Annotated in this window: 21 protein-coding genes; 9 read left to right on the forward strand and 12 right to left on the reverse strand. The window is 74.9% G+C overall.

Going from position 1 to position 22,123, the window contains the following annotated elements:
- The first annotated feature begins 119 nt into the window (after nt 1–119).
- The 3 genes from IFT72_RS16550 (at nt 120) to IFT72_RS00990 (ending at nt 2,501) form a co-directional block, all read left to right on the forward strand.
- Nucleotides 120–1,496, forward strand: coding sequence for a peptidoglycan DD-metalloendopeptidase family protein (locus IFT72_RS16550; RefSeq protein ID WP_192045331.1), 1,377 nt, complete (start codon nt 120–122; stop codon nt 1,494–1,496).
- A 98-nt stretch (nt 1,497–1,594) separates the two neighbouring features.
- Nucleotides 1,595–2,125, forward strand: coding sequence for a GNAT family N-acetyltransferase (locus IFT72_RS00985; protein WP_371741124.1), 531 nt, complete (start codon nt 1,595–1,597; stop codon nt 2,123–2,125).
- Between the two features lie 10 nt (nt 2,126–2,135).
- The gene (locus IFT72_RS00990; RefSeq protein ID WP_185231666.1) at nt 2,136–2,501 is read left to right on the forward strand and encodes a hypothetical protein; all 366 of its coding nucleotides are present in this window, start codon (nt 2,136–2,138) and stop codon (nt 2,499–2,501) included.
- Here the strand turns inward: IFT72_RS00990 and IFT72_RS00995 are convergent.
- From IFT72_RS00995 to IFT72_RS01010, 4 genes are all read right to left on the reverse strand, one after another.
- A complete protein-coding gene (locus IFT72_RS00995) occupies nt 2,498–3,415 on the reverse strand; it encodes a hypothetical protein (protein WP_192045332.1) in 918 nt (305 codons plus the stop codon). The two genes, IFT72_RS00990 and IFT72_RS00995, sit on opposite strands and share 4 nt — an antisense overlap.
- Nucleotides 3,416–3,458: 43 nt before the next feature.
- The gene (locus IFT72_RS01000) at nt 3,459–4,439 is read right to left on the reverse strand and encodes a DNA/RNA non-specific endonuclease (protein ID WP_192045333.1); all 981 of its coding nucleotides are present in this window, start codon (nt 4,437–4,439) and stop codon (nt 3,459–3,461) included.
- A gap of 176 nt (nt 4,440–4,615) precedes the next feature.
- The gene (locus IFT72_RS01005; RefSeq protein WP_192045334.1) at nt 4,616–5,260 is read right to left on the reverse strand and encodes a PadR family transcriptional regulator; all 645 of its coding nucleotides are present in this window, start codon (nt 5,258–5,260) and stop codon (nt 4,616–4,618) included.
- A gap of 218 nt (nt 5,261–5,478) precedes the next feature.
- Nucleotides 5,479–6,399 (reverse strand): CoA ester lyase, encoded by a 921-nt coding sequence (locus IFT72_RS01010; protein ID WP_082514239.1) that lies wholly within the window; start codon nt 6,397–6,399, stop codon nt 5,479–5,481.
- Nucleotides 6,400–6,608: 209 nt separating this feature from the next.
- On the opposite strand from IFT72_RS01010, the gene IFT72_RS01015 reads away from it, so the two are divergent.
- From IFT72_RS01015 to IFT72_RS01025, 3 genes are all read left to right on the forward strand, one after another.
- Complete coding sequence (locus IFT72_RS01015; RefSeq protein ID WP_192045335.1) at nt 6,609–8,255, forward strand: hypothetical protein; 1,647 nt, start codon at nt 6,609–6,611, stop codon at nt 8,253–8,255.
- A 46-nt stretch (nt 8,256–8,301) separates the two neighbouring features.
- Nucleotides 8,302–9,024: a hypothetical protein gene (locus tag IFT72_RS01020; RefSeq protein ID WP_167258365.1), complete on the forward strand. Its 723-nt coding sequence runs from the start codon at nt 8,302–8,304 to the stop codon at nt 9,022–9,024.
- Nucleotides 9,025–9,168: 144 nt separating this feature from the next.
- A complete protein-coding gene (locus IFT72_RS01025) occupies nt 9,169–10,455 on the forward strand; it encodes an Nramp family divalent metal transporter (protein ID WP_192045336.1) in 1,287 nt (428 codons plus the stop codon).
- A 28-nt stretch (nt 10,456–10,483) separates the two neighbouring features.
- Here the strand turns inward: IFT72_RS01025 and IFT72_RS01030 are convergent, their stop codons facing one another.
- From IFT72_RS01030 to IFT72_RS01040, 3 genes are all read right to left on the reverse strand, one after another.
- A complete protein-coding gene (locus IFT72_RS01030) occupies nt 10,484–11,623 on the reverse strand; it encodes an alpha/beta fold hydrolase (RefSeq protein ID WP_371741125.1) in 1,140 nt (379 codons plus the stop codon).
- A gap of 90 nt (nt 11,624–11,713) precedes the next feature.
- The gene (locus IFT72_RS01035; RefSeq protein ID WP_056052831.1) at nt 11,714–12,061 is read right to left on the reverse strand and encodes a VOC family protein; all 348 of its coding nucleotides are present in this window, start codon (nt 12,059–12,061) and stop codon (nt 11,714–11,716) included.
- 107 nt (nt 12,062–12,168) lie between these two features.
- Nucleotides 12,169–12,702 carry a DUF1990 family protein gene (locus tag IFT72_RS01040; protein ID WP_192045337.1) on the reverse strand — a complete coding sequence of 178 codons (534 nt, stop codon included), beginning with the start codon at nt 12,700–12,702 and terminating at the stop codon, nt 12,169–12,171.
- A 47-nt stretch (nt 12,703–12,749) separates the two neighbouring features.
- Here IFT72_RS01040 and IFT72_RS01045 point away from each other — a divergent pair, with 47 nt between their 5' ends.
- Nucleotides 12,750–13,391: an alpha/beta hydrolase gene (locus IFT72_RS01045; RefSeq protein ID WP_192045338.1), complete on the forward strand. Its 642-nt coding sequence runs from the start codon at nt 12,750–12,752 to the stop codon at nt 13,389–13,391.
- Here IFT72_RS01045 and IFT72_RS01050 read toward each other — a convergent pair.
- From IFT72_RS01050 to IFT72_RS01065, 4 genes are all read right to left on the reverse strand, one after another.
- The gene (locus IFT72_RS01050; protein ID WP_185231687.1) at nt 13,375–14,676 is read right to left on the reverse strand and encodes a hypothetical protein; all 1,302 of its coding nucleotides are present in this window, start codon (nt 14,674–14,676) and stop codon (nt 13,375–13,377) included. The two genes, IFT72_RS01045 and IFT72_RS01050, sit on opposite strands and share 17 nt — an antisense overlap.
- Nucleotides 14,673–15,386, reverse strand: coding sequence for an ABC transporter ATP-binding protein (locus IFT72_RS01055; protein ID WP_192045339.1), 714 nt, complete (start codon nt 15,384–15,386; stop codon nt 14,673–14,675). Before IFT72_RS01055 ends, IFT72_RS01050 begins: the two co-directional genes overlap by 4 nt.
- A 220-nt stretch (nt 15,387–15,606) precedes the next feature.
- Nucleotides 15,607–16,896 (reverse strand): M18 family aminopeptidase, encoded by a 1,290-nt coding sequence (locus IFT72_RS01060; protein ID WP_185231693.1) that lies wholly within the window; start codon nt 16,894–16,896, stop codon nt 15,607–15,609.
- An 85-nt stretch (nt 16,897–16,981) separates the two neighbouring features.
- The gene (locus IFT72_RS01065) at nt 16,982–17,269 is read right to left on the reverse strand and encodes a hypothetical protein (protein WP_192045340.1); all 288 of its coding nucleotides are present in this window, start codon (nt 17,267–17,269) and stop codon (nt 16,982–16,984) included.
- 275 nt (nt 17,270–17,544) lie between these two features.
- On the opposite strand from IFT72_RS01065, the gene IFT72_RS01070 reads away from it, so the two are divergent.
- Nucleotides 17,545–18,822, forward strand: coding sequence for an MFS transporter (locus tag IFT72_RS01070; protein ID WP_167258377.1), 1,278 nt, complete (start codon nt 17,545–17,547; stop codon nt 18,820–18,822).
- Between the two features lie 46 nt (nt 18,823–18,868).
- Here IFT72_RS01070 and IFT72_RS01075 read toward each other — a convergent pair whose 3' ends face one another.
- Nucleotides 18,869–19,465, reverse strand: coding sequence for a TetR/AcrR family transcriptional regulator (locus IFT72_RS01075; protein WP_192045341.1), 597 nt, complete (start codon nt 19,463–19,465; stop codon nt 18,869–18,871).
- 293 nt (nt 19,466–19,758) lie between these two features.
- Here IFT72_RS01075 and IFT72_RS01080 point away from each other — a divergent pair, with 293 nt between their 5' ends.
- Complete coding sequence (locus tag IFT72_RS01080) at nt 19,759–22,080, forward strand: beta-glucosidase (protein WP_244634183.1); 2,322 nt, start codon at nt 19,759–19,761, stop codon at nt 22,078–22,080.
- The last annotated feature ends 43 nt before the right edge of the window (nt 22,081–22,123 follow it).

Consider the following 22,123-nt stretch of genomic DNA (forward strand, 5'->3'; position numbering starts at 1 on the left):
GGGCCCGACGGGTTTACCCTCGCCGGTCGCGCACCTAGGGTGGAGGAGTTCCCCGGCCGGGAGGATGCGCCCGCGAGGTGCGGAGACCGGCGTCCCTCCTGCAGTTAGGTACCGCCTCCGTGAGCCACGCCGTCTCCGTCCCGTCCGCCCGCAGCGCCCTCGTCGCTGTCACGACGCTCCTGGTGGCCCTCGCCATCGTCGTCGCGGGCGTGGTGGTCGGTGGCTCGCCCGCCCGGGCGGCGTCGTACCCCAGCTGGGACGACGTGACGGCGGCGCGCGCGAACGAGAGCACGAAGCAGGCGCAGATCACCGAGCTCCAGGGCCTGCTGAGCGGGCTCCAGACCGCTGCCGCCGACGCGCAGGCCGAGGCCGACCGCCTCGGCGCCGCTTTCCAGGCCGCGCAGGAGTCCGTCGACGCCGAGGCCGCCAAGCTCGCCGAGCTCGAGGCCCAGGTCGCCGAGAAGAAGGCCGTCGCCGACGAGAGCCAGAAGCGCGCCGGCCAGGTCGCCGCGCAGCTCGCACGGACGGGCGGCGGAGACGTCTCGACCCAGCTCGCCGCCGACGCCCAGGGCGCCGACGACCTCCTGTACCGCCTCGGCGCCATGAGCAAGATCACCGAGCAGGCCGAGGGCATCCGTGCCCAGGCCGTCGCCGACCGCAACGTCGTCCAGTCGCTGACCGACCAGGCGGGCGTCGCCAAGAAGGCGCTCGACGGCCTGCGCGACGCCGCCGAGACCTCCATGTCGGAGGCCCAGGCCGCGTCCGACGCCGCCGCCGCGGCCGTCACCGCCCAGCAGGAGAACGAGGGTCGCCTCCAGGCCCAGCTCGCCGCGCTCCAGTCGGAGACCGCGGTCACCGAGCAGCAGTACCAGGCCGGGGTGGAGGCCGAGAAGGCCCGCCTGGCCGCCGAGGAGGCCGCACGTCAGGCCGAGGCCGCGCGTCAGGCCGAGGCCCCCCGCCAGCAGCGCGCCGCGGCGGCTGCGGCGGCCGCCGCCGCGGCGGCTGCGAGGCCGGCCCCGGCCCCCGCCCCGGCGCCCTCCCGCCCGGGCACGTCCGCTCCCGCCCCCGCTCCGTCCCCGTCGGGCGGCGCCTGGGTCCGCCCGAGCGGCGGCGGCATATCGAGCGGCTACGGCATGCGCGTCAACCCCGTCACCGGCATCTACACGAACCACGACGGCATCGACCTCGCCCCGGGCTGCGGATCGCCGATCTACGCGGCGTCGTCCGGCACCGTCGACTACGCCGGCTCGTACGGCGGCTACGGCAACTACGTGCGCATCGCCCACGGTGGCGGCCTCAGCACGGCGTACGGCCACATCGTCAACGGCGGCATCCGGGTCTCGAAGGGCCAGTCGGTCGTCGCCGGCCAGCTGATCGCCCTCGTCGGCTCGACCGGCAACTCGACCGGCTGCCACCTGCACTTCGAGACGCGCGTCTCGGGCGCCTCGACGAACCCGGTGCCCTTCATGGCGGCGCGGGGCGTCAGCCTCCGCTAGCGGGCCTCGGCTCCGATCGAGGGCCTCGGCACCGGCCTGGGGTGCAGAGCAGACCGCGGGCGCGGAGCAGACCCCGGGCGGAGTGGCAAGATCGACAGGTGTCGAACGCTGCCGCCCTGACCCCCGTCCACCTCGAGCACGTCGACTGGCACGACCCCCGCGCCGTCGAGCTCCGCGCCCGGATGGACGCCGAGATGTCGGCGGTCTACAGCGCGGGCCGCGAGCCCGACCCCGACGACGTCGTGGCCGCGCGGGACGCCGCTCTCCTCGTGCACCCCGAGAAGGTCCGCGCCACCCTCCTCGTGGTGGACCCCGACGGCACGGCCCTCGGCCACGCCGCCCTCTACGACCGGGGCGGCGAGTGGGAGGTCAAGCGCGTCATCGTCGACCGTGAGCAGCGCGGCCGGGGCATCGGGCGCCTCCTGATGGCCGGCGTCGAGGCCGACGCCCGCGCGGCGGGCGCCCCGCGGATGATCCTGCAGACCGGCGACCGCCAGCCCGACGCGGTGGCGCTGTACGAGAAGACCGGCTGGACGGGCATCCCCACCTACGAGCCCTACGTCACGACCATCCCGCAGTCGATCTGCTTCGAGAAGGTGCTCGTCGGGGCGGAGCAGCACGCCGGTTAGGGTGGGCACCGTGATCACGCGACGCGACGCCGCCCTCCGCCTCGACATCCCGCTCGAGATGGCCGCCCGGCACGGCATCCCCGCCCGCCTCACGGTCGACGAGCTGCTCGAGCTCGAGAAGTCGCCGCCGGCCTGGCTGGTGCAGTCCCGCGCGAACCGCACGGGCAAGCCCGTCTGGGTCGACCTGTCGTGCGTCGTCTGCGGCTACCACGAGGCCGCGCGGCCGAAGAAGTGGTGGCCCGAGTGGACGCACCTCAGCTGTGACGACCACCACGCCGACGAGCTGCCGGCCCCGGCCGAGGGCGTCGTCCGCACCGAGGTCGACGGCGTCGGCAGCCGCTTCGTGGCGGTCGTCGACGTCGAGCTGAGCCGCTAGGCGCCGTAGCCGACCGACGCCGGCGGAGCGATGCCCGCGACGACGTGCACGGCCGCCTGCCGGGCGTCGTCGGCGAGCAGCAGTCGCTGCAGGTGCTGGTCGTGCCACCGGGCGAGCTCGCGCGGGGTCACGTCGTCGACGCCGTCGGCGACCGTGTAGCGGAAGGCCGTGGCCTCACCGTCGACGGCGACGGTCCGTCGCTCGCCCAGCTCGGTGCCGTCCGCCGCGTCGACGAAGACCTCACGGCCCGGGTCGTCGGAGGCGGGCAGCACGACGTCGACCCGGGGGTGCGCCGCCCCGGCGGCGGGGCCCTCGACCCCCGTGCCGAGCCGCGCCTCGACGAGCCGTGCATCCACGAGGCGGGCCGAGTCCCCGACGCGGGCCGACTCCGCGAGGCGGGCCGACTCCGCGGCGGCGGGGCGGGTCTCGTCGTGCCCCGCGGCGACGTCGTCGACGACCCGTCGCACGTCGTCCTCGATGCGGTCGCTCTGCTGCTCCAGCGCGGCGGCGGCGGCGCGCAGCCAGGCCTCGACGGCGCGGGTCTCGTCGGCGGACCAGCCCGTGGGCTCGGCCGAGCTGACGGAGAAGTCCGCCGCGTCGATCGACCACTCCCAGCCGAGCAGCGCCCGCGTGAAGGCGGAGGGGGAGGGCAGCACGGCGAGGGTGCCCCGCCGGAGGCCGGGCGCCCAGTGCAGCTCGGGGTCGGTGAACAGGTGCTGCACGGCGGCGGCCTCGGGCAGGGCCGCCGTGGCGGGCACCGCGAACCAGGCCCGGATCGCCCGCCACGACGACGACCGCCGGGGGAGGGCGTCGTGGTCGCGCGGCACGAGCACGGTCTGCGGTCGCCCGCCCTCGTCGCGCCCCGCAGGGTCGCGCTCGGCGGGGTCGAGGTCTTCGGGGTCGAGGTCGGGCACGGAGGTCGATGATGCCACGCGGGGCCCGGAGGCGCGGGGCGGGTCAGAAGGTCAGCTGATCGACCGAGGTGAGCGGCACCCAGCCGGGGCGCAGCCCCTCCGGTGGCTGGACGGTCGGCACGGTCTGCAGGGAGTCGGCCTCGGCGAGCTGCGCGATCTCGAGCCCCGTGAGGGCGGCGATGTCGCGGACGGGCACCTGGAAGGTGCGGTACTCGCCCAGGGGCGGCGGGTCGCCGGCCTCGTGGGCCCGGGCGAAGGCGGCCTCGAGGTCGACGCCGTCGAGCTCGGGCCCCTGGTCGAGCAGGTAGCCCGCGGTGCGGAGCGCGGCACCGCCCCGGGTCGCCCAGGCCGCGATCTTGAAGAAGCTGCGGGGGATGCGCACCCCGCGGTAGGGCGCGTCGTCGTCGAGCAGCACCGGCCCGGTGAAGACGGTCAGGCGCTGCCGGTGCACCTGGGCGTACTGCAGCACCTGGTCCTCCAGGCCGAGCCAGAGCTCGGCCGACTGGTTGAAGTCGGCGGCCTGGGGCGCGGCGTTCGTGTACGAGAACGTGTCGCGGTTCGCGCGGGAGGCGACGGCGGGCGAGCCCCAGACCGGGTCGCGTCGGCGGACGAGGTGGCCGCGGTCGAGGTCGTTGCGGGCGTAGACCTCGGGGCCGCACTGCTCGTCGGCGGGCACGCGCTCGTCGAGGTGCCAGTCGTCGCCCCGCTCGAGGTCGATCAGCGAGCTCCCGTCGACGTTGACCGCGGTCAGCGCCGCCAGGCGCCGGGCCGGGTCGAGCAGCACGGTGAAGTGCGCGTAGGGCAGCTCGCGGACGACGCGGCCGCCGGTGTCGGGCAGCTGGACGCCCACGCCGAGGAAGTCGGGGTCGTAGCCCGTGGCCGAGGCGGCCTCGGGCCCGTCCGGGTCGAGGCCGGCGAGGTCGGTGTCGACGGGCCCTGCGGCGTCGCGGTTGCCGGTGCCGGTGCCGGTGCCGCCTGCCCCGTCCAGCCCCTCACGTGCGTCCTGGTCGCCTGTGGTCGTCATCCGCGCCTCCTGCCGGTGGGGCCCTCGGCCCCTCGCGGGTCATGGTGCACCCGGCCGCCGACATCCGCCCGGGGGTCGCGGCGCCCGGGCGGACGACGGAGGAGGCGCGGCGCAGCGGCTGCTGCACCGCGCCTCCCCGGGGTGGCGCGTGCCCGGCACCGGCCGGGCCGCTGTCGCTAGTCGGCCAGGATGGCGTACAGGGCGCGACGGGTCTCGTCGAGCTTCGCCGTCGCGGCCGCCCGCTGGGCGTCGGTGACGCCGGTGCGGAACTGCTGGACCGCGCCGAAGAGCTTGCCGAGGCTCTCGCGGAACTCGTCCGAGCCCTCGGCGTCGCCGGCCGTGGCGGCCCAGGCGGCCTCGATGGCGTCGGCCTGCTCCGCGACGTACGCACGGCCGGACTCGGTCAGCGAGTACTCGCCCTTGGCGTCGGTGGCGGTCTCGACGCCGTCGACGATGAAGCCCTCGTCGACGAGCTGCTGCAGGGTCGGGTACACCGAGCCGGGGCTCGGCTTCCAGACGCCGTCGGTGCGCTCGGCGATGGCCTTGATCAGGCCGTAGCCGTTCGACGGGGCGTCGGCCAGGAGCGACAGGATCGCGAGGCGGACGTCGCCGCGGCGGGCGCGCCCCCGGCCGCCGCGGTGCGGGCCGCCGGGGCCGGGGAAGCCCGGACCGCCGAAGCCGGGGAACCCGAAGCCGGGGAAGCCCGGCCCGGGGCGGCCGGAGCGGCCGAAGGGGCGGCCGAAGCGCGCTCCGCCCGCGAGCGGGTCGTGCGAGCGGCGGTCGTGGTCGTGGTGCTGGTCGTTCTCGTGCTGCGGTGCCATGGGGGCACGTCCTTCCGGTCAGGGGTCTCGACCGGGCGGAGGCCGCGGGCGGTGTCGCCGAGCGGCTCGGGGTCGAGTGTCGCGGACCATTCCGCGATGTGTCGAAGATATGTCGCTGACAGTCGTTCGTCAACCCCTGACGACACATCCACAGCCCGGAGGGCGAGGGAGGCGCGCCCCCGGTGCGGGGACGCGCCTCCTCGGGTGCTGCGCCGGGCTCAGCTCGCGGGGGCGACGCCGAAGGCGGTGGCGAGCTTCTCGATCTTCTGCGCCCGGCCGAGGCGGGGCAGGTCGCTGCCGTCGCGGATGACCCGGCCCCGGCCCTCGAAGTCGGCGAGGAAGTCCTGGGCCCAGGCGACGTCGGAGGGCGTCGGGCTGATGACCTCGTTGATCACCGGGAGCTGCTCGACGTCGAGGCAGAGCTTGCCGGTGAGGCCGAGCGCGACCGCGACGCCCGCCTGCTCGCGGAGCACCGGGTGGCTGCTGCCGACGGTCGGGCCGTCGATGGGGCCGGGCAGGCCGCCGATGCGGCTCGCGACCACGAGGCGCGAGCGCGGGTACGCCATGGCGAGGTCGTCGGCGCTGGTGCCGGTGTCGCGGCGGTAGTCCCCGCTGCCGAAGGCGAGGCGGAAGGCGCCGCGGGCCTTGGCGATCGACGGGCTCTCCTCGATGCCGAGGGCCGACTCGACCAGTGCGAGCACCCGCACCGCGCCTCCCAGCCGGTCGAAGGTCTCGGTGACGTGCTCGGGCGCCTCCGTCTTGGCGAGCATGACGCCCTGCAGGCCGGGCAGGCCCAGGAGGGCGTCGACGTCGTCCGACCAGAAGTCGGTGGAGCGGTCGTTGATGCGCACCCAGGCCTCGCCGCCGTCGCGGAGCCACGCGACGACGTCGTCGCGGGCGGCCGGCTTGCGGGCTGGGTCGACGGCGTCCTCGATGTCGAGCACCATCTGGTCGGCCCGCGACGCCGCCGCGGGGGTGAAGCGGTCGGGCGCCGTGCCGGGCACGAGCAGCCAGCTGCGGGCGATGTCGGCCGGGGGCTTCGGGCGACGTCGCCCGTCGGGGCGGGAGGACGGCTCGCCGCCGGGGGTCGGTGCTGCGGTCGCGGTGTCTGCGGGCGCGGTGTCTGCGGTCTCGGTCATGGGACGTCCTCGTCTCGGTCGGCGGCCGGTGGTCGCGTCAGGCGGTCGCCCCCACGGTACCGGTCCGCCCCCCGAGGGCGGGGCGTCCCGGCTTCTGGGAGGAGACGGGCGTACCGTTCAGCGAGATCACAGGCGTCCGACGCCCGCACCCCCGCGACGTCGTCGATGCCGGCACCTGAGCACGAGTCCCCGAACACGAGGAGCGCACCATGACCGACGAACGATCCCCCCGGGCCGACGGCACCGACGACCACGCCGAGGGACGCGTCGACGAGGGCCGCCCCGAGGCCGGGGCCCCCGCCGTCGACTTCGGCGGCCCGGCCGAGCCGGCCCGCGACCCCGCGGACGACCAGCACGACGACCAGCGTGGCGAGCAGCACGGCGAGCACGCGTCGGCCCCCGCCGTCGACTTCGGCGGCCCCGCCGAGCCCGCCCGCGACCCCGCCGACCACGAGCACGACGGCTCCGACTCCGCGACGCGGGCCCTGCCGGTCACCGGTGACGAGCCCGGCCGCCACGACGACGGCGTCGAGCCGCGGGGCGAGCTCTTCCCGCCCGCCGCGTCGCTCGCCGACGACCAGGCGACCCCGACGACCGCCGACGGCTCCGTCGCGGCCGCCGAGGTGCCGGGAGGCGACCAGGGTCGCCGCGTCGACGCCGGCGACGGCCGCGGAACGACCATCGACGGCGACGCGAGCGTCGACCCCGAGCGGATCGAGGCCGAGCGCCGTGACGGTGTCGACCGCGACGGCGAGACGGAGGTCATCGCACCGCTGAGCAGCGACGATCGCGACCACGATGCTCGCCACGACGGCGACGCCGACCGCCGCGATGACGCCGACCGCCGCGACGACGCCGACCGCCGCGACGACGCGACCGTCCCCCCGGTCGTGGCCCCCGTCGCCCCCGGCGCGCGCGCCTGGTCGGCCGGGTCGTCCTCCGACGACGACGGCCCGCGTCGTCCGCTCCACGACGACGAGGCTCTCCGTGCCGCCGAGGCCGCCCGTGCCGAGCCCGTCCGCGACTCCTCCGAGCGCGACGGCGACCGCGACGCCGACCGCGACCGCGACTCCCGCGACGGCGCCGTGGCCGTGGGTGCCGGTGCCGCCGCGGCGGGCGCCGGTGCCGCCGCCGCCCACGCCCGCTCCGACGACGGCCGGATCGGCGACGCCCGCACGACCCCCGCCCCCGCGGCGGGCCGCACCCCGACCGGAGCGGTCGAGCGCGACCGCACCGGCGGCTACCCGACCACCGACGACGGCGACATCGACCGCGTCGGCCTCCGCCGCGACCTCCTCGCCGAGCAGAAGGAGGAGTTCGGCGGCATGCGCTTCGGCGCCGGCCTGCTGGGCTGGTTCGCCGCGACCGGCCTCGGCGTGGTGCTGTTCTCGATCCTCGCGTCCATCACGGCGGCCGTCGTCGTCGGCTCGTCGCCCAGCGCCTCGCCGCTGGCGCTGCAGCAGACGCTCGCCGACCAGGGCCCGGTGCTCTCGCTCGTCGTCGGCATCGGCGTGCTCGTCATCGTCTTCGTCGGCTACCTCGTCGGCGGCTACACGGCCTCTCGCGTGGCCCGCTTCTCGGGTCTCAAGCAGGGGCTCGCGACCTGGCTCTGGGGGCTCGTCATCACGATCGTCACCTCGGTCGTCGTCGGCGTCGTCGCCGTCCAGGCGGGCGACCAGAGCTCTCCGAACTCCATGGTGCCGACGGTCGACGACCTGACCTCGATGTCGGTCGAGAGCCTGATCTTCCTCGGCCTGGTGCTCGTCCTCAGCCTCCTGGGTGCGCTCCTCGGCGGCGTCCTCGGGCAGCGCTGGCACCGCCGCGTCGACCGCTTCATCCCCGAGCACCAGGTCTGACCGACCGGTGCCCCGCACGACCCCACCACAGAGACAAGGAACCACCATGCGCCACCTCGACCGCTCCTCCCTCGTCCGGACGACGCTCGGCGTCGTCGCCGCTGGCGCTCTGGCGTTCACGCTCGTCGCGTGCTCGTCGACCTCCGACTCGGAGAGCAACAACACGGCCCCGACCCACCCCGTCAACGAGCCCGACGAGCGCGAGGGCTCGTCGGTCGCCGAGACCCCGGCCGCGAGCGTGCCGAGCCTCGCGGGCGGCGTCGACACGCAGGTCGCCGTCGACGCGTCGTTCGTCGACGCGCTCGGCACGCTGGGCCTCACGCCCGGCGTCGTCGGCACGGCGACCTTCACCGGCGGCACGTTCTCGTTCCCGATCACGGGCGGCAACGTCGACTACTACGGCCCCGACAGCGAGGTGCGCCCGTACGTGCAGGGCTTCATCGAGCACGACGGCTCGGGCCTCAGCCTCACCGCGGCCGACGGCACCGTCGTCGAGCTGACGGACTTCGACATCGACCCCGGCGAGTCGAAGCTCTACGGCGACGTGACGGTAGACGGCACGGTCGCGGCCGAGCACGCGTACCTGTTCAACCTCTGGGGCGGCACGCTCGAGCCGCTCCGCACCGAGGGCTCGAACGCCGTGCTCGAGGGCACGACGGTGCACGTCAGCCCGGCCGCCGCCTCGCTGCTCAACGAGACCTTCGGCACCGAGGCCGTCGAGGACGAGATGCTCGTCGGCGTCGCCACGATCACGGTCGCCACGCAGTAGCCCCGACCTGGTCGCCCCGAGACCGCTCGTCCCGTCACGGGGCGGGCGGTCTCGTCGTCGGTGCGCACAGCACCCTGCCTCGCTCCGGCGCAAGCCCCTGAACAAAGAAGTTCGGCATCCCGAAACCTGTGTAGGGTCGAGCGCATGCCGACGATCGACGCCCGCCGCCGTGACGACGACGCCCCCGGGGAGGCGCGGGTCGACCAGCCCGCCGCGGTCGCGCTCCCGAGGCCCCGCGGAACCCTGCTCGGCCCCGCGTTCGTCGCGGCCATCGCCTACGTCGACCCCGGCAACGTCGCCGCCAACCTCACCGCCGGCGCGCAGTACCAGTACCTGCTGCTCTGGGTGCTCGTCGCGGCGAACGCGATCGCCGTGCTCGTGCAGTACCTGTCGGCGAAGCTCGGCATCGTCACCGGCCGGTCGCTGCCCGAGGTGCTCGGCGACCGGCTCGGCCGGAAGCGACGGCTCGCCTTCTGGGGCCAGGCCGAGATCGTCGCGGCGGCGACCGACGTCGCCGAGATCATCGGCGGGGCGCTGGCCCTGCAGCTGCTCTTCGGCGTGCCGCTCGTCGTCGGCGGCCTGATCACCGGCGCCGTGTCGCTCGGCCTCCTGATGCTGACGCGCTACCGCCGCGGCCACGTCTTCCAGACGATCGTCATCGCGCTCCTGGCCGTCCTCACGATCGGGTTCTGCGCCGGCCTGCTCTTCTCGCCCCCGTCGGCGGGCGACATGCTCGCCGGCCTCGTGCCGCGGTTCGAGGGCAGCCAGTCGGTGCTGCTCGCCGCGTCGATGCTCGGGGCGACGGTCATGCCGCACGCGGTGTACCTGCACTCCGCGCTCGTGCGCGACCACCACGGCACGGTGACCGAGGGCGCCGACCGCCGTCGCGTGCTCCGGGCCACCCGGTGGGACGTCGTCTTCGCCCTCGTCATCGCCGGCGGCGTTAACATCGCCATGCTCGTGCTGGCCGCGTCGACCCTGCCCGGCCGCACCGGCACCGACACCATCCCCGGCGCCCACGACGCGATCGCCGACGCCCTCGGGCCGGTCGTCGGCGTCCTGTTCGCCGTCGGCCTGCTGGCCTCGGGCCTCGCGTCGACGTCGATCGGCGCGATGGCGGGCGCCGAGATCATGCGCGGCCTGCTGCACGTGCGCCTGCCGCTGTTCGTCCGCCGGGTGGTCACGCTGGTGCCGGCGCTCGTGCTGCTCGCCACGGGCATCAGCCCGACCTGGCTGCTCGTGCTCAGCCAGGTCGTGCTGAGCTTCGGCATCGCGTTCGCGCTGATCCCGCTCGTGATCGCCACGAGCGACGCCCGCCTCATGGGCACGGGCGTCAACGCGAGGGCCACGCGCGTCGCGGCCTGGGCCTGTGCGGTCGTCGTCGTGGCCCTAAACGTCGCGCTCATCTGGCTGACCGTCACGGGCTCGTAGGAGTCGCCCCGCGCCTCCCGCAGGCCGATCAGCCCCGCTCGGTGCGGCCCTGCTGCGCGTCCCCGTCGTGCGCGGTGCTCCGGGGGTGGGCGCCCGGGTCGCCGTCCCCGTCGTGCTCGGCGCCCGAGTCGTGGTCGTGGTCGTGGTCGTGGTCGTGCCGGCGGTCGTGGTCGCGCTCGGCCCGGTCGAAGGCGGCCTGCATCGCCTCGGCGTGGTCGGTCTTCGCCTCGGCGATGCCCGCGTCGTCGCCCCGGGCGATCGCGAGGCCCTCGCGGAGGCTCGCGCCGGCCGCGGCCAGCGACTCGCCGAGGGTGGGCCGGAAGTCACGGCGCTCGTCGCCGTCGCCCGCGTCGACGTACTCGTGCAGCACGCGGCCCTCGTCGCGGTGCACGGGCTTCTCGGCGTGCTCGACGCAGAGGCGCGCGACCTCCTGGGCGTGGGCGTGCATCACGGAGTGCGCGGCCCCCGGCATCTCCCACAGGCGCGACGAGGGCAGCAGCTCGCCGACGCGCTCCACCCACGCGCGCGGCGCGACGGCGTCGTGCTCGCCGCGGATCACGAGGGTGTCGGCCTGCACGCGGGGCAGGACGTCCTCGATCGGGTAGGTCATCATCTTCGGCAGCACCTGCGAGAACCAGTGCACGCCGCAGGCGAGGTAGGCGCGCAGGGCGAGCACCTTGACCCGGCCGGGCTCGTGCCACGCGGCCTGGACGAAGCGCCGGCCCGCCGTCAGCACACGGCGCTCGGCGGGGTTGATCACCGGGCCGATCAGCACGAGGGTCGACAGCTCGGGGCGCCGCGCCGCGAGGTCGGTGACGATCTGCGTGCCCATCGAGTGCCCGACGACGATCGGGTCGGTCAGGCCGAGGTCGTCGATGACGGCGCCGACGAGGTCGGCGAACTGCGAGATATCGAGGGCCTCGCCCGGGTGGGGCACACCGGCGAACCCGGGCAGGTCGAGGGCGTGCACCGGGCCGAAGCGGTTGAGGTCGGGCGCGAGGCGCTCGAAGTAGTCCGACGAGACGCCGATGCCGGGCACGAGCACGAACGGCCGATCGCCCGTCGTGCCGATCGTGCTGACGCGGACGTAGAGGTCGCCGCGCTCGACGCGCTGCACGGTGACGTGCGTGCTCGACTCGTCACGGTCGCGCTCCTGGGTGCGGGCCACGCGCCTCCTCGGGGTCGTCACCGCGCCGAGGGCCGACGCGGAGGGACCAGTCTCGCACCGCCCCCGATGACGCCGCTGGGCGTGCTCCGGTCAGTCGACGAGCGTGTAGAGGCTGAGGTGGTTGCCGTCGGGGTCGGGGAAGTCGACCACGTCGAGCACGCCGGGCACGTGGACGACCTCGGGCAGCTCGAGGCCGAGCTCGACCAGCCGGGCCCGCTCGGCGTGGACGTCGTCGACGCCGAGTCGCAGCACCGCCGTCGCGGAGCCGGTCGGGGCCTCCTCGCCGAGCTGCAGCCAGCAGCCGCCGAGGTCGTACTCGACGATGCCCTCGACCGGGTCGAGCTGGGGGCCGTCGACGTCGAGCACCGACTCGTACCAGCACCGGGCCGCGACGAGGTCGCTGACCGAGAGTCCGACGGTGACGCTGCTGATGCGCATGCGGCGAGTCTGGCAGGGGCGGCGGCCGGGGCGCGACGCCACGCCAGGCGCGTCCCGTCAGGGGCGTCGCGTCGGAGGCGTTGCGTCGAGGCGTCGCGTCGGGGGCGTCAGGCCGCGAGCACCGGGTCGAGCGCGCGCAGGTTGCGGTGCAGCACCGTGCCGAGCGCCAGCCTCGCGGCCGGCCCGGCCGCGCGCATGAACCACGCCGCCGGGCGCCAGACGACCCGGATGTCGAGGGTGACGCGCCCGTCGTGGTGCTGGTGCACGAGGTAGCTCTCCCAGCCGCGCTGCGGGTGGCCGACGAGCGCCGCGTGGCCGAAGCCGGCGGTGCGCTCGTCGTCGACGACGGCGAAGACGCGGCACGCCACCCGCGACCGCAGCGGGCCGACCGGGATCGCCCAGACGTTCACCTCGCCGACCCTGGCGCGCTCGGGCACCTGCTCGGGCAGGAAGCCCGAGCCGCGGTGCACCTCGAACCGCAGCACCGCGTCGGCCGCCCGTCGGAAGTCGTCGTCGCCGTGGCCGATCACGCGGCTCGCCGTGGTGAGGCGGAACCCGGGAGGTGCGTGCCGGGTGAGCGTGGGCCGCCCGGTGAACGCGTAGTCGGGTCCGAAGCCGTGCGGGGCGGTCGATGACGTCATGCGACGAGCCTGGCACGCCCGCCTGCACGGTCGGGCAGGATCGTGGCGTGACCGCACCCTCGAGCTACCTCGTCCTGCACGGCTGGCAGAACCGGCGACCGGCCGACCACTGGCAGCACCGGCTCGCCGACGAGCTCGAGGGGCGGGGCCTCGTCGTCCGCTACCCGCAGCTGCCCGACACCGACGAGCCGCGGCTGGCCGAGTGGGAGGCGGTGGTGCGGGCCGAGCTCGCCGCCCTGCCGGAGGGACCGGTGACGGTGGTCTGCCACAGCCTCGCCTGCCTGACCTGGCTGCAGCTGCAGGCCGGCGACGCGCCTCCCCGGGTCGACCGCGTGGCGCTGGTGGCGCCTCCGTCGCCCGAGCTGATCGCGGGGCAGGAGGCCGTCCGGGAGTTCGCCGGGGGAGCCACGTTCGACGGGCGGCGCCTCTCGCTCGGCGCCCGCGGCCGGCCGGGCTCGGCGCCCGCCGACGACGCCGTGGTCGTGGCGGGCGACGACGACCCGTGGCTGCCCCTCGGCCTGGTCGACACGTGGGAGTCGCGGGTCGAGGCCGCCCTCCACGTCGTGCCCCGAGGCGGTCACCTCACCCCCGACTCCGGCTACGGCGACTGGCCCGCCGTGCTCGACTGGGCCCTCGGCGCGGGCGGCGCCGCCTTCGCAGGACGCTCTGCCGTCACGAGCGGCGGCTGAGGGAGCTGCCGATGAGCAGTGCGAGCAGGGCGACCCCGGAGCAGCAGAGGGTGAGGGGGTTCAGGACCACGGCCGTCCCGGTGCCGAGGCCCGACTCGGCCGCGGACAGGAGTGGGACGGCCGACACGGTGATGACAGCGACGGCGCCGAGTGTTCCGAGGCCCCAGATGAGGACTGCCTCGCACGCCGCGATCGCCCAGAGGGTCGTCGGAGTCGCCCCGGCCGCCAGCAGTGTCCGCCCGGTGTCCTGACGGACCGGGGCGGAGAGTCCGAAGAGCAGGGCGCCCGTGATCGCGGCGAGGACCGCGGGGGCCGTGGCGAGACCGATCACGGCAGGCCAGTTGACGGTGGCTCCGGACGGGGTCAGGGACCCGGCGGCGCGCAACGCCTCGTCCCCGGCGAGGAACACGGAGGTGAGTCCTCCAGGCACGGCGACGCCCACCATCGGCACGGAGATGCCCGCACCGTCTCGGCGGAGGGCGACCGCGACCGCGGTCAGCGCCAGGCGTGGAACGGTCCATCGTCCGGCACTCGTCGCGCGAACGACCCCACCGACGACGAGCCGGCCTGCCGACGGGGCGACCCTCGACGCGGCCACCGCCCCGAGGACGAGGACGAGCAGTGACCACGGAACGAGCTCGCCGATCTCGTCGTCCCCGGTCGGACCGGACGGCATCAGGGCGAGGACCAGCGCGACGCCCGACGCCGGGACGGCGGTCGTGACGGCGCGGGTGATGGTCGAACGTCGGGGGCGCGTCGGGAAGCGTCGGGTCGCGTCCATCAACGCGGGACCCGTGGCGAGGGCGACGACGACGGGTGTGCCGATGGTGACGAGCGGGCCCGTCGTGAGGACGAGAGCCCCCCAAGGCGTCGGGAGCGGGCTCCCGATCGCGGCCGCCAGGATCACCGCACCGAGCCCGGCACCGGTGGCCACGGCGGCGACAGCACCAGCCTCAGCCACGATGAGGGCGCGGCCCTGCCACGGGAGGACGCCGAGGCCCACCCAGGCGCGGCGCGTCGGATCGAACTGCGACTGGGTCAGCCGGGACACCGCGGAGAGGCAGGTCGAGCCAGCGACCACCGACATGAGGGCGGCAGGAGTCGTCCACGATCGGACGATACCGCCGAGCGGAGCGGGCGCGACACCTGCCGACTCGACACCGGTCAAGGACAGCGCCGCGACGACGGCCGTGGCCAGGACGACGGCACCGTAGGCGTACCAGGCCCGCCGACCGGACCCGAGCGCGCGCGAGGAGGCCAGGGCGAGGTGCAGGACGCCGATCACCGGACGCCGTCGATCCGGTGGCTGATCTCGGCGGCCGTCGTCGGGCCCGGACGGGTAGTCACGTGCCCCCTGGTGATCGCCGCGACGGCGTCGAAGCTCGCGGCCAGCTCGAGATCGTGCGTGACCACCACCGTGCCGCAGCCGGCGGCCGAGAGCGCGCGGATGCCGTCGACGACATCGGCTCGGCTGTCGGCGTCGAGACTCGAGGTCGGTTCGTCCAGCACCGCGAACGGCGCTGCCTGGGCCAGCACCCGAGCGAAAGCGACTCTCTGGCGCTCACCGCCGGAGAGCTGATCGGGTCGTCGGTCGGCGAGACGGGCGAGGCCGAGATGGTCGAGGGTCGATCGAGCCGTGGCTCGCGACCTCGGGATGCGGCGGAGATCGAGGGCGACCTGCACGTTGTCGAGGGCGGACAGCGACGGAACGAGGCCGCCGTCCTGCAGGACGATGCCGAAGAGGTCGCGTCGGCGGCGGGCGAGCCGGGAAGGCGACAACGACGTGAGATCGAGGTCGTCGACGAGGACCCGACCCGAGGAGGGGCGCTGGAGGCCCGACAGGCAGCGGAGCAGCGAGCTCTTCCCGCTTCCCGAGGCGCCGACGAGGGCCGTCGTCGACGACCGGGTGACCTCGAGCGAGGGGGCGACCACCACGAGTCGACGTCCGTACCTGATCTCGACGTCCGCCAGCCTCAGCTGATCCACCTGTGTCATGTGCCGTAGGCTACATTCACAGCGAGACATTCTGATATTCCGAGAAAAGGGACGCGGTGGAGATCTTGCCATTCTGCTCACCAAACAGCCCTTTCCTAGCGGACGAGCCGGTGGGCCCGGTGGCCCACCGGCTTCACCACGGGGACTGCAGGTCGACCCACGCTCGAGAGGGCGATCAAGCCGTTGAGAACTCTGGGGCACCGACGTGCCGTCCTCGGGGCTAGGCCGCGGCGACCGGGGCGAGGAAGGCCGCCGCGGCGCGGGCGAGGTAGCCCGGGTCGTCGACGCCGCACAGCTCACGGGCGGAGTGCATGCTCAGCAGCGGCACGCCCACGTCGATGGTGCGGACGCCGAGGCGGGTCGCGGTGATCGGCCCGATGGTGGAGCCGCAGGGCACCGCGTTGTTCGAGACGAACTCCTGATAGGGCACGCCGGCCTGCTCGCACGAGCGCGCCCACTCGGCCGCGCCGGGCCCGTCGGTGGCGTAGCGCTGCTTCGCGTTGATCTTCAGCAGGGGGCCGCGGTTGACCACGGGCTGGTTCACGGGGTCGTGGCGCTCGGGGTAGTTCGGGTGCACGGCGTGGCCCGCGTCGGCGGAGAGGCACCACGAGCCGGCGAGGGCGCGGAGCCGGTCGACCTCGGTGCCGCCGAGCCCGGCCGTGACGCGGGTCACCACGTCGGAGAGCATCGGGCCGGCCGCGCCCGAGGGCGTCTCGGAGCCCACCTCCTCGTGGTCGAAGGCCGCGAACACGGCGACGTCGGCGAGCTCGACGCCCGACGCCGCGACGTCGAGCAGCGCGACGAGGCCGGCGTGCGTCGAGGTGAGGTTGTCCATGCGCCCCGCGGCGAAGAGGTCGCCCGTCAGGCCGATGACGGCGGGAGGCGCGGTGTCGGCCACCGAGATGTCGTACCCGGCGACGTCGTCGCCGGTCAGCCCGGCGAGCCCGGCGAGGTGACCGAGCACGTCGGCGTCGGCGAGGGGGCCGACCCCGACCACGGGGTCGAGGTGACGCTGCGGGTCGAGCGTGAGGCCGTCGTTGACGCCGCGGTCGAGGTGGACGGCCAGCTGCGGGAAGCGGAGCACCGGCCCGGTGCGGACGAGGTGCACCTCGCCGGTGCGCGTCACGAGCCGGCCCGCGAACTCGAGGTCGCGGTCGAGCCACGAGTTGTAGAGCGGTCCGCCGTAGACCTCCACGCCGGCCTGCAGCCAGCCGCGGGTGCCGGTCGTGCTCCTCGGCTTCAGCTTGAAGCCGGGGGAGTCGGTGTGCGCGCCCACGATCCGGTACGGGGTGGTCGCGGTGGCGCCCTCGGGCTGGATCCAGGCGATCACGGCGCCGTCGCGGAGGACGTAGCGGCGGCCCGGCCCCGTCGGCCACTCGGCCCGCTCGTCGAGCCGGTCGAAGCCCGCCGCGTCGAGCCGACGGGCGGCCTCGGCCGCGGCGTGGAAGGAGGAGGGCGAGGCCTGGATGAAGGAGGCGAGGTCGTCGAGGTGCGCGCGCGAGGAGGTCATCCCCACCAGCATGCCACCCGGCCCCGCCCGGCGGGGGTCAGCGCCCGGCGGGGGGCAGCGCCGGCGGGGTCAGCGCCCGGCGTACTCAGCGCCCGGCGCTGCCGCCGACCTGGGCGCCGGGCTCGGGGCCGCTCTCGCCGCGGCCGTCCTCGTCCTCGGCGACGAGGCCCGCGGTCGCCTCGCCCGAGTAGCCGGCGGGGTCGACGGCGACGTAGTCCTCCTCGCCGGAGGTGGTGCCGCCGAGGGGCGAGACGAGGTCGTCGTCGGCCGTCGTGTCGTCGTCGCTCGCGGGGGAGGCCTGCGGGTCGTCCCGGAACGTCGCGAGGGCCGCCGCCTCGACGGCCTCCTGGTCGTGGTCGCTCTGGTCGCTCATGGGGCGTCCTCTCGTGGTCGTGACCCCGACCCTAGGCGCGGCCCGCTCCGCCCGCCCGCCTCCCTCGGCGCCCCGCCCCCGTCGACGAGTCAGGAGGGACACGCGCCGGGGGCCGCGACCGACGCCTGTGGCGCGTCCTCCCCCTGAGTCCTCGACGGCGCGAGGCTGCCCGCGCGCCGGCCGACACCTGTCGTCACGAGCTGTTGACACCGGCTCACGCTCGTGTACAGTCTCGAACACCTAGTGCAGCTAGGTTTTGACTCGAGGAGGCGTCAATGGCCCTGTCCGGCCCGCGCGGTGAGACCGTGCTCACCCAACCCGTCAGCACGATCCGAGTGGGCAGGGGCTACCTGGCCGCCCTCGGCTTCGCCCAGTTCGGCCTGTTCGTGGCCCTGCTCTCGCCGGTCTTCGTGAGCATGCAGCTCAAGGCCCAGCAGCTCGCGCCCGACAGCCCCGAGACCCTCGTCGGCCAGGTGCTGCCGATCGGCGCCCTCGGCGCCCTGATCGCCAACCCGCTGATCGGTGCCCTGAGCGACCGCACCCGCACCCGCTGGGGCCGTCGTCGCCCCTACCTGGTCGGCGGCGTGGTGCTGCTCACCGTCGCCCTCGGCCTCGTGGCGGCGGCGCCCGACCAGCTCACGCTGACCCTCGCCTGGCTGCTCGCGCAGATCGCCGCCAACGCCGTGCTCGCCACCCTCATCGCGAGCTTCGCCGACAACGTGCCCGAGGTGCAGCGCGGCCGGGCGTCGAGCATCATCGCCCTGGCGCAGAACGTCGCCATCCTCGCCGGCCTCTACCTGGCCGTGTACCTCGTCGGCAATCTCCCCGTTCTGTTCGTCCTGCCGGGCGTGCTGGCCGTCGTCCTGGTGCTCGTCTACGCCGTGGTGGCCCGCGACGAGCTGCCTGCCTACGAGCTCAAGAAGTTCACGTTCGTGAACCTGGTCAGCTCGTTCTGGACCAACCCGATCAAGAACCCCGACTTCGGCCTCGCCTGGTGGTCGCGCTTCCTGATCACGCTCGGCACGTTCATGTTCACGACGTACCGCCTGCTCTACATGGAGCGCCACCTCGGCATCGAGGACGTCGCCGAGGCCACGGCCGCCGTCGCGTTCGGCGTGCTGCTCTACACGATCGCCCTGCTCGTCAGCGCGGCGGTCTCGGGCTGGCTGAGCGACCGCACCGGTCGTCGCAAGGTCTTCGTCGCCGGCTCGACCCTCGTCTTCGCGGTCGGCCTCGTGATGCTCGCGCACGCCGAGACGGTCACCGGGTTCTACGTCGCCGAGGTCGTGATGGGCTTCGCCTTCGGCATCTACGCCGCCGTCGACACCGCGCTGATCGTCGACGTGCTGCCGAACGCCGACCGCCCCGGCAAGGACCTCGGCGTCATCAACATCGCCAACGCCCTGCCGCAGTCGCTCGCCCCGGCCCTCGCCCTGGCCCTGCTCGGCATCGGCAGCGCCACGAACGACAACTACGTCGTCATGCTCTGGGGCGCCGGCATCGTGACCGTGATCGGCGCGCTCGTCATCATCCCGATCCGCCGCGTGCGCTGACGCCGCACCCGGGCCCCTGGTCCGCGAGGAGGCGGTGGTCGCCCGGTCAGGCCGGCGCGGCCACCGTCGCGGTGCGGAGGGCCAGCTCCCAGACGAGCCGCACGTGCTCGGCCATGTCGGTGCGGGGGTTGAGCATCCACTGCAGCTGCATGCCGTCGCTGACGGCGACCAGCACCCCGGCGAGCGTCACGGCGTCGACGTCGGGGGCGATCTGCCCGTCGACCTGTCGTCGCTCGATCGCCGTCGTGAAGTCGACGCGCAGCCGGGCGTACCGCTCGACGAAGTAGTCGCGGGCGGCGTGCCCGGGGTCGCTCGTCGCGGCCGTCGACAGGCTCGCGAAGAGCTGCACGAGCCCCGGGGTCTCGGAGTTGTGCCGGATCACCGCGAGCAGCAGGTCGACGATGTCGTCGAGCTCGGCCCAGCGGGCCGAGTCGGCCTCGTCGCGGGCGCGGAGGATGGCGGTGAAGAGCCCCTCCTTGCTGTCGAAGTAGTGCAGCAGGCCGGCCTGGGTGAGCCCGACCGCGTCGGCCAGCTCCTTCACCGAGGTGGCACGGAACCCGTTGCGGGCCACCACCTCGAGCGCGACCCGCAGGATCTCCTCGCGCTTCGCGATCCCCTTCGCGTACGAACCCCGTTGTGCCATGTGCGCCAGGCTACCCACCCCCCGGCGGCTCGGCCGCCACCGACGCCACGAAAACCCACCGCTGTTCGGTTTTGTCGAGTAGCGTTCCCTCCACGCGGTGCTGCGCCGGCCGCGACCGATCTCCGACCACCACCGGAAGGCCCCTCGTGACCCCCTCCTCCGCCGGCGACGCCGCCGTCACCGCCCGCCTCACCGAGCTGCTCGGGCAGCTGTCGCTCGAGCAGGAGGTCCAGCTGCTCACCGGCCGCGACTTCTGGACGAGCTGGCCGATCGAGCAGATCGGCCTCCGCCGCATGCTGTTCTCCGACGGCCCCTCCGGGGTGCGCGGCGAGTTCTGGGACGAGCGCGACCCGTCGCTGAACCTCCCGAGCGGAACGGCGCTCGCCGCCACCTGGGATCTCGAGGTTGCTCGCCGCTACGGCCACGCCTCCGCCGTCGAGGCCCGCCGCAAGGGCGTCGACGTCGTGCTCGGCCCGACCATCAACCTGCACCGCTCCCCGCTCGGCGGCCGTCACTTCGAGGCCTTCAGCGAAGACCCCGTGCTGACCGCCGACCTCGCGGCCGCCTACGTGACGGGCGTCCAGGAGAACGGCGTCGGGGCCACCCCCAAGCACTACGTCGCCAACGACTTCGAGACCGAGCGCTTCACCGCCGACGTCGTCGTCGGCGACCGGGCCCTCCGCGAGCTGTACCTGCTCGCCTTCGAGAAGAGCGTCGTGGAGGCGCGGGCCTGGGTGGTCATGAGCGCCTACAACTCGGTCAACGGCACCACCGCCACCGAGAACGACCTCCTCGAGACGCCGCTCAACAGCGAGTGGGGCTTCGACGGCGTCATCATCAGCGACTGGACGGCGGTGCGCTCCGTCGACAGCGCCCGCGCCTCCCAGGACCTCGTCATGCCCGGCCCGGTCGGGCCCTGGGGCGACGCGCTGGTCGCCGCCGTGCGTGACGGCTCGGTCGACCGAGCCGACGTCGACCGCAAGGTGCTCCGCCTGCTCCGTCTCGCCGCCCGCGTCGGCGCCCTCGAGGGGTTCGAGGGCACCGACCCCGTGCACGTCGAGGACGGCGTCGCCTTCGCCCGCGAGGCCGAGGCCGCCGGCGCCGTGCTCGTGGCCAACGACGGGCTGCTGCCCGTCGCCCCCGGCAGCGTGCGCCGCATCGCGGTGATCGGCGACAACGCCGACCGGGCCCGCACCCAGGGCGGCGGCAGCGCGACCGTGGTGCCCGAGAGCGTGGTCAGCCCGGTCGAGGGCGTCCGGGCCGCCTTCCCCGACGCGGAGGTGACCTGGTCGGTCGGCGCGGTCGTGCAGGAGGGCGTCGCCGAGCTGCCGCTCGCCGAGCTGACGAACCCGGCGACGGGCGAGCCCGGCGTGCACGTGCGCTTCCTCGACGAGGCCGGCGACGAGATCTTCGCGGAGGAGCGACGGGCCACCGCCCTGGTCTACCTCGGCGGCGACGCACCCGTCGAGCGCCTGCACGAGCTGGAGGTCAGCACCACCTGGACCCCCGCCTCCTCGGGCCGGGTCCGGCTCGGCTTCGCCTCGATCGGCGAGGCCACCTTCGTGGTCGACGGCGAGGAGCTCTTCACCGCCCGCACCGAGGCCGACGGCGACGAGCTGGGCGCGGCGCTGCTCGCCCCGCCGAGCGAGTCGCACCCGCTCGACGTCGAGGCGGGTCGCCCGGTCGAGCTGGTCATCCGCTACCGCCGGGCCGAGACGAGCGGCGAGGCCTTCGCCGGCACCATGATGTTCACCGCCGGGCTCGACGCCGACGACACCGACCCGCAGCAGCTGATCGACGAGGCGGCCGCCGCCGCCGCCGACGCCGACCTGGTCGTGCTCGTGGTGGGCACCAACAGCAAGGTCGAGTCGGAGGGCTTCGACCGCTCGACGCTCGCGCTGCCCGGCCGCCAGGACGACCTCGCCCGCGCCGTGCTCGCCGCGAACCCGCGCACCGTCGCCGTCGTCAACGCCGGTTCGCCGGTCGAGCTGCCCTGGCGCGACGAGGCCGCCGCGGTGCTGCTCACCTGGTTCGGCGGGCAGGAGTACGGCCACGCCCTCGGCGACCTCCTGGTCGGCGACGCCGAGCCCGGCGGCCGCCTGCCCACGACCTGGCCCGCGGCCACGGCCGACGTGCCGGTGCTCGACGTCACGCCGGTCGACGGCACCGTCCGCTACGACGAGGGCGTCCACGTCGGCTACCGGGCCTGGCTCCGCGCCGGCGTCGAGCCGGCCTGGCCGTTCGGCCACGGCCTCGGCTACACGAGCTGGCGCCAGTCGGGCCTCGAGGTCTCCGACACGGTGGCCGAGGGAGGCGCGGTGACCGTCACCGTCCAGGTCGAGAACACGGGCGCCCGCGCGGGCAAGCACGTGGTGCAGGTCTACGCGTCGCGCCCCGACTCGGTCGTGGAGCGCCCCGCGCTCTGGCTGGTGGGCTTCCGGCCCGTCGAGCTCGCGGCGGGCGGGTCGGCCGCGGTGACGGTCGAGGTGCCGGCGCGGGCCTTCGCCGACTGGCGCGACGGCGCGTGGGCGCACGAGCCCGGCGAGTTCACGCTGCACGTCGGCACGTCGGTGGCCGAGCTGCCCCTGACGGCGACGACGGTGCTCACCGCCTGACGCCCGGCGCCCGCCGGGGCGCTGCGGCGCTCCCGGGTGCTGC

This window comes from Frigoribacterium sp. CFBP 8754 (assembly GCF_014841815.1).
Classification (GTDB): Bacteria; Actinomycetota; Actinomycetes; order Actinomycetales; family Microbacteriaceae; genus Frigoribacterium; species Frigoribacterium endophyticum.

Excerpts from the sequence above, each read along its gene's own strand:
- IFT72_RS01015 (WP_192045335.1), top strand. The coding sequence starts at position 6,609 with ATGACCGACGAACGATCCCCCCGGGCCGACGGCACCGACGACCACGCC.
- IFT72_RS01000 (WP_192045333.1), bottom strand. The coding sequence starts at position 4,439 with ATGACGACCACAGGCGACCAGGACGCACGTGAGGGGCTGGACGGGGCA.
- IFT72_RS01055 (WP_192045339.1), bottom strand. The coding sequence starts at position 15,386 with ATGACACAGGTGGATCAGCTGAGGCTGGCGGACGTCGAGATCAGGTAC.
- IFT72_RS01080 (WP_244634183.1), top strand. The coding sequence starts at position 19,759 with ATGCTGTTCTCCGACGGCCCCTCCGGGGTGCGCGGCGAGTTCTGGGAC.
- IFT72_RS01005 (WP_192045334.1), bottom strand. The coding sequence starts at position 5,260 with ATGGCACCGCAGCACGAGAACGACCAGCACCACGACCACGACCGCCGC.
- IFT72_RS01020 (WP_167258365.1), top strand. The coding sequence starts at position 8,302 with ATGCGCCACCTCGACCGCTCCTCCCTCGTCCGGACGACGCTCGGCGTC.
- IFT72_RS01065 (WP_192045340.1), bottom strand. The coding sequence starts at position 17,269 with ATGAGCGACCAGAGCGACCACGACCAGGAGGCCGTCGAGGCGGCGGCC.
- IFT72_RS01025 (WP_192045336.1), top strand. The coding sequence starts at position 9,169 with ATGCCGACGATCGACGCCCGCCGCCGTGACGACGACGCCCCCGGGGAG.
- IFT72_RS01010 (WP_082514239.1), bottom strand. The coding sequence starts at position 6,399 with ATGACCGAGACCGCAGACACCGCGCCCGCAGACACCGCGACCGCAGCA.
- IFT72_RS01040 (WP_192045337.1), bottom strand. The coding sequence starts at position 12,702 with ATGACGTCATCGACCGCCCCGCACGGCTTCGGACCCGACTACGCGTTC.
- IFT72_RS01070 (WP_167258377.1), top strand. The coding sequence starts at position 17,545 with ATGGCCCTGTCCGGCCCGCGCGGTGAGACCGTGCTCACCCAACCCGTC.
- IFT72_RS01035 (WP_056052831.1), bottom strand. The coding sequence starts at position 12,061 with ATGCGCATCAGCAGCGTCACCGTCGGACTCTCGGTCAGCGACCTCGTC.
- IFT72_RS01060 (WP_185231693.1), bottom strand. The coding sequence starts at position 16,896 with ATGACCTCCTCGCGCGCGCACCTCGACGACCTCGCCTCCTTCATCCAG.
- IFT72_RS01075 (WP_192045341.1), bottom strand. The coding sequence starts at position 19,465 with ATGGCACAACGGGGTTCGTACGCGAAGGGGATCGCGAAGCGCGAGGAG.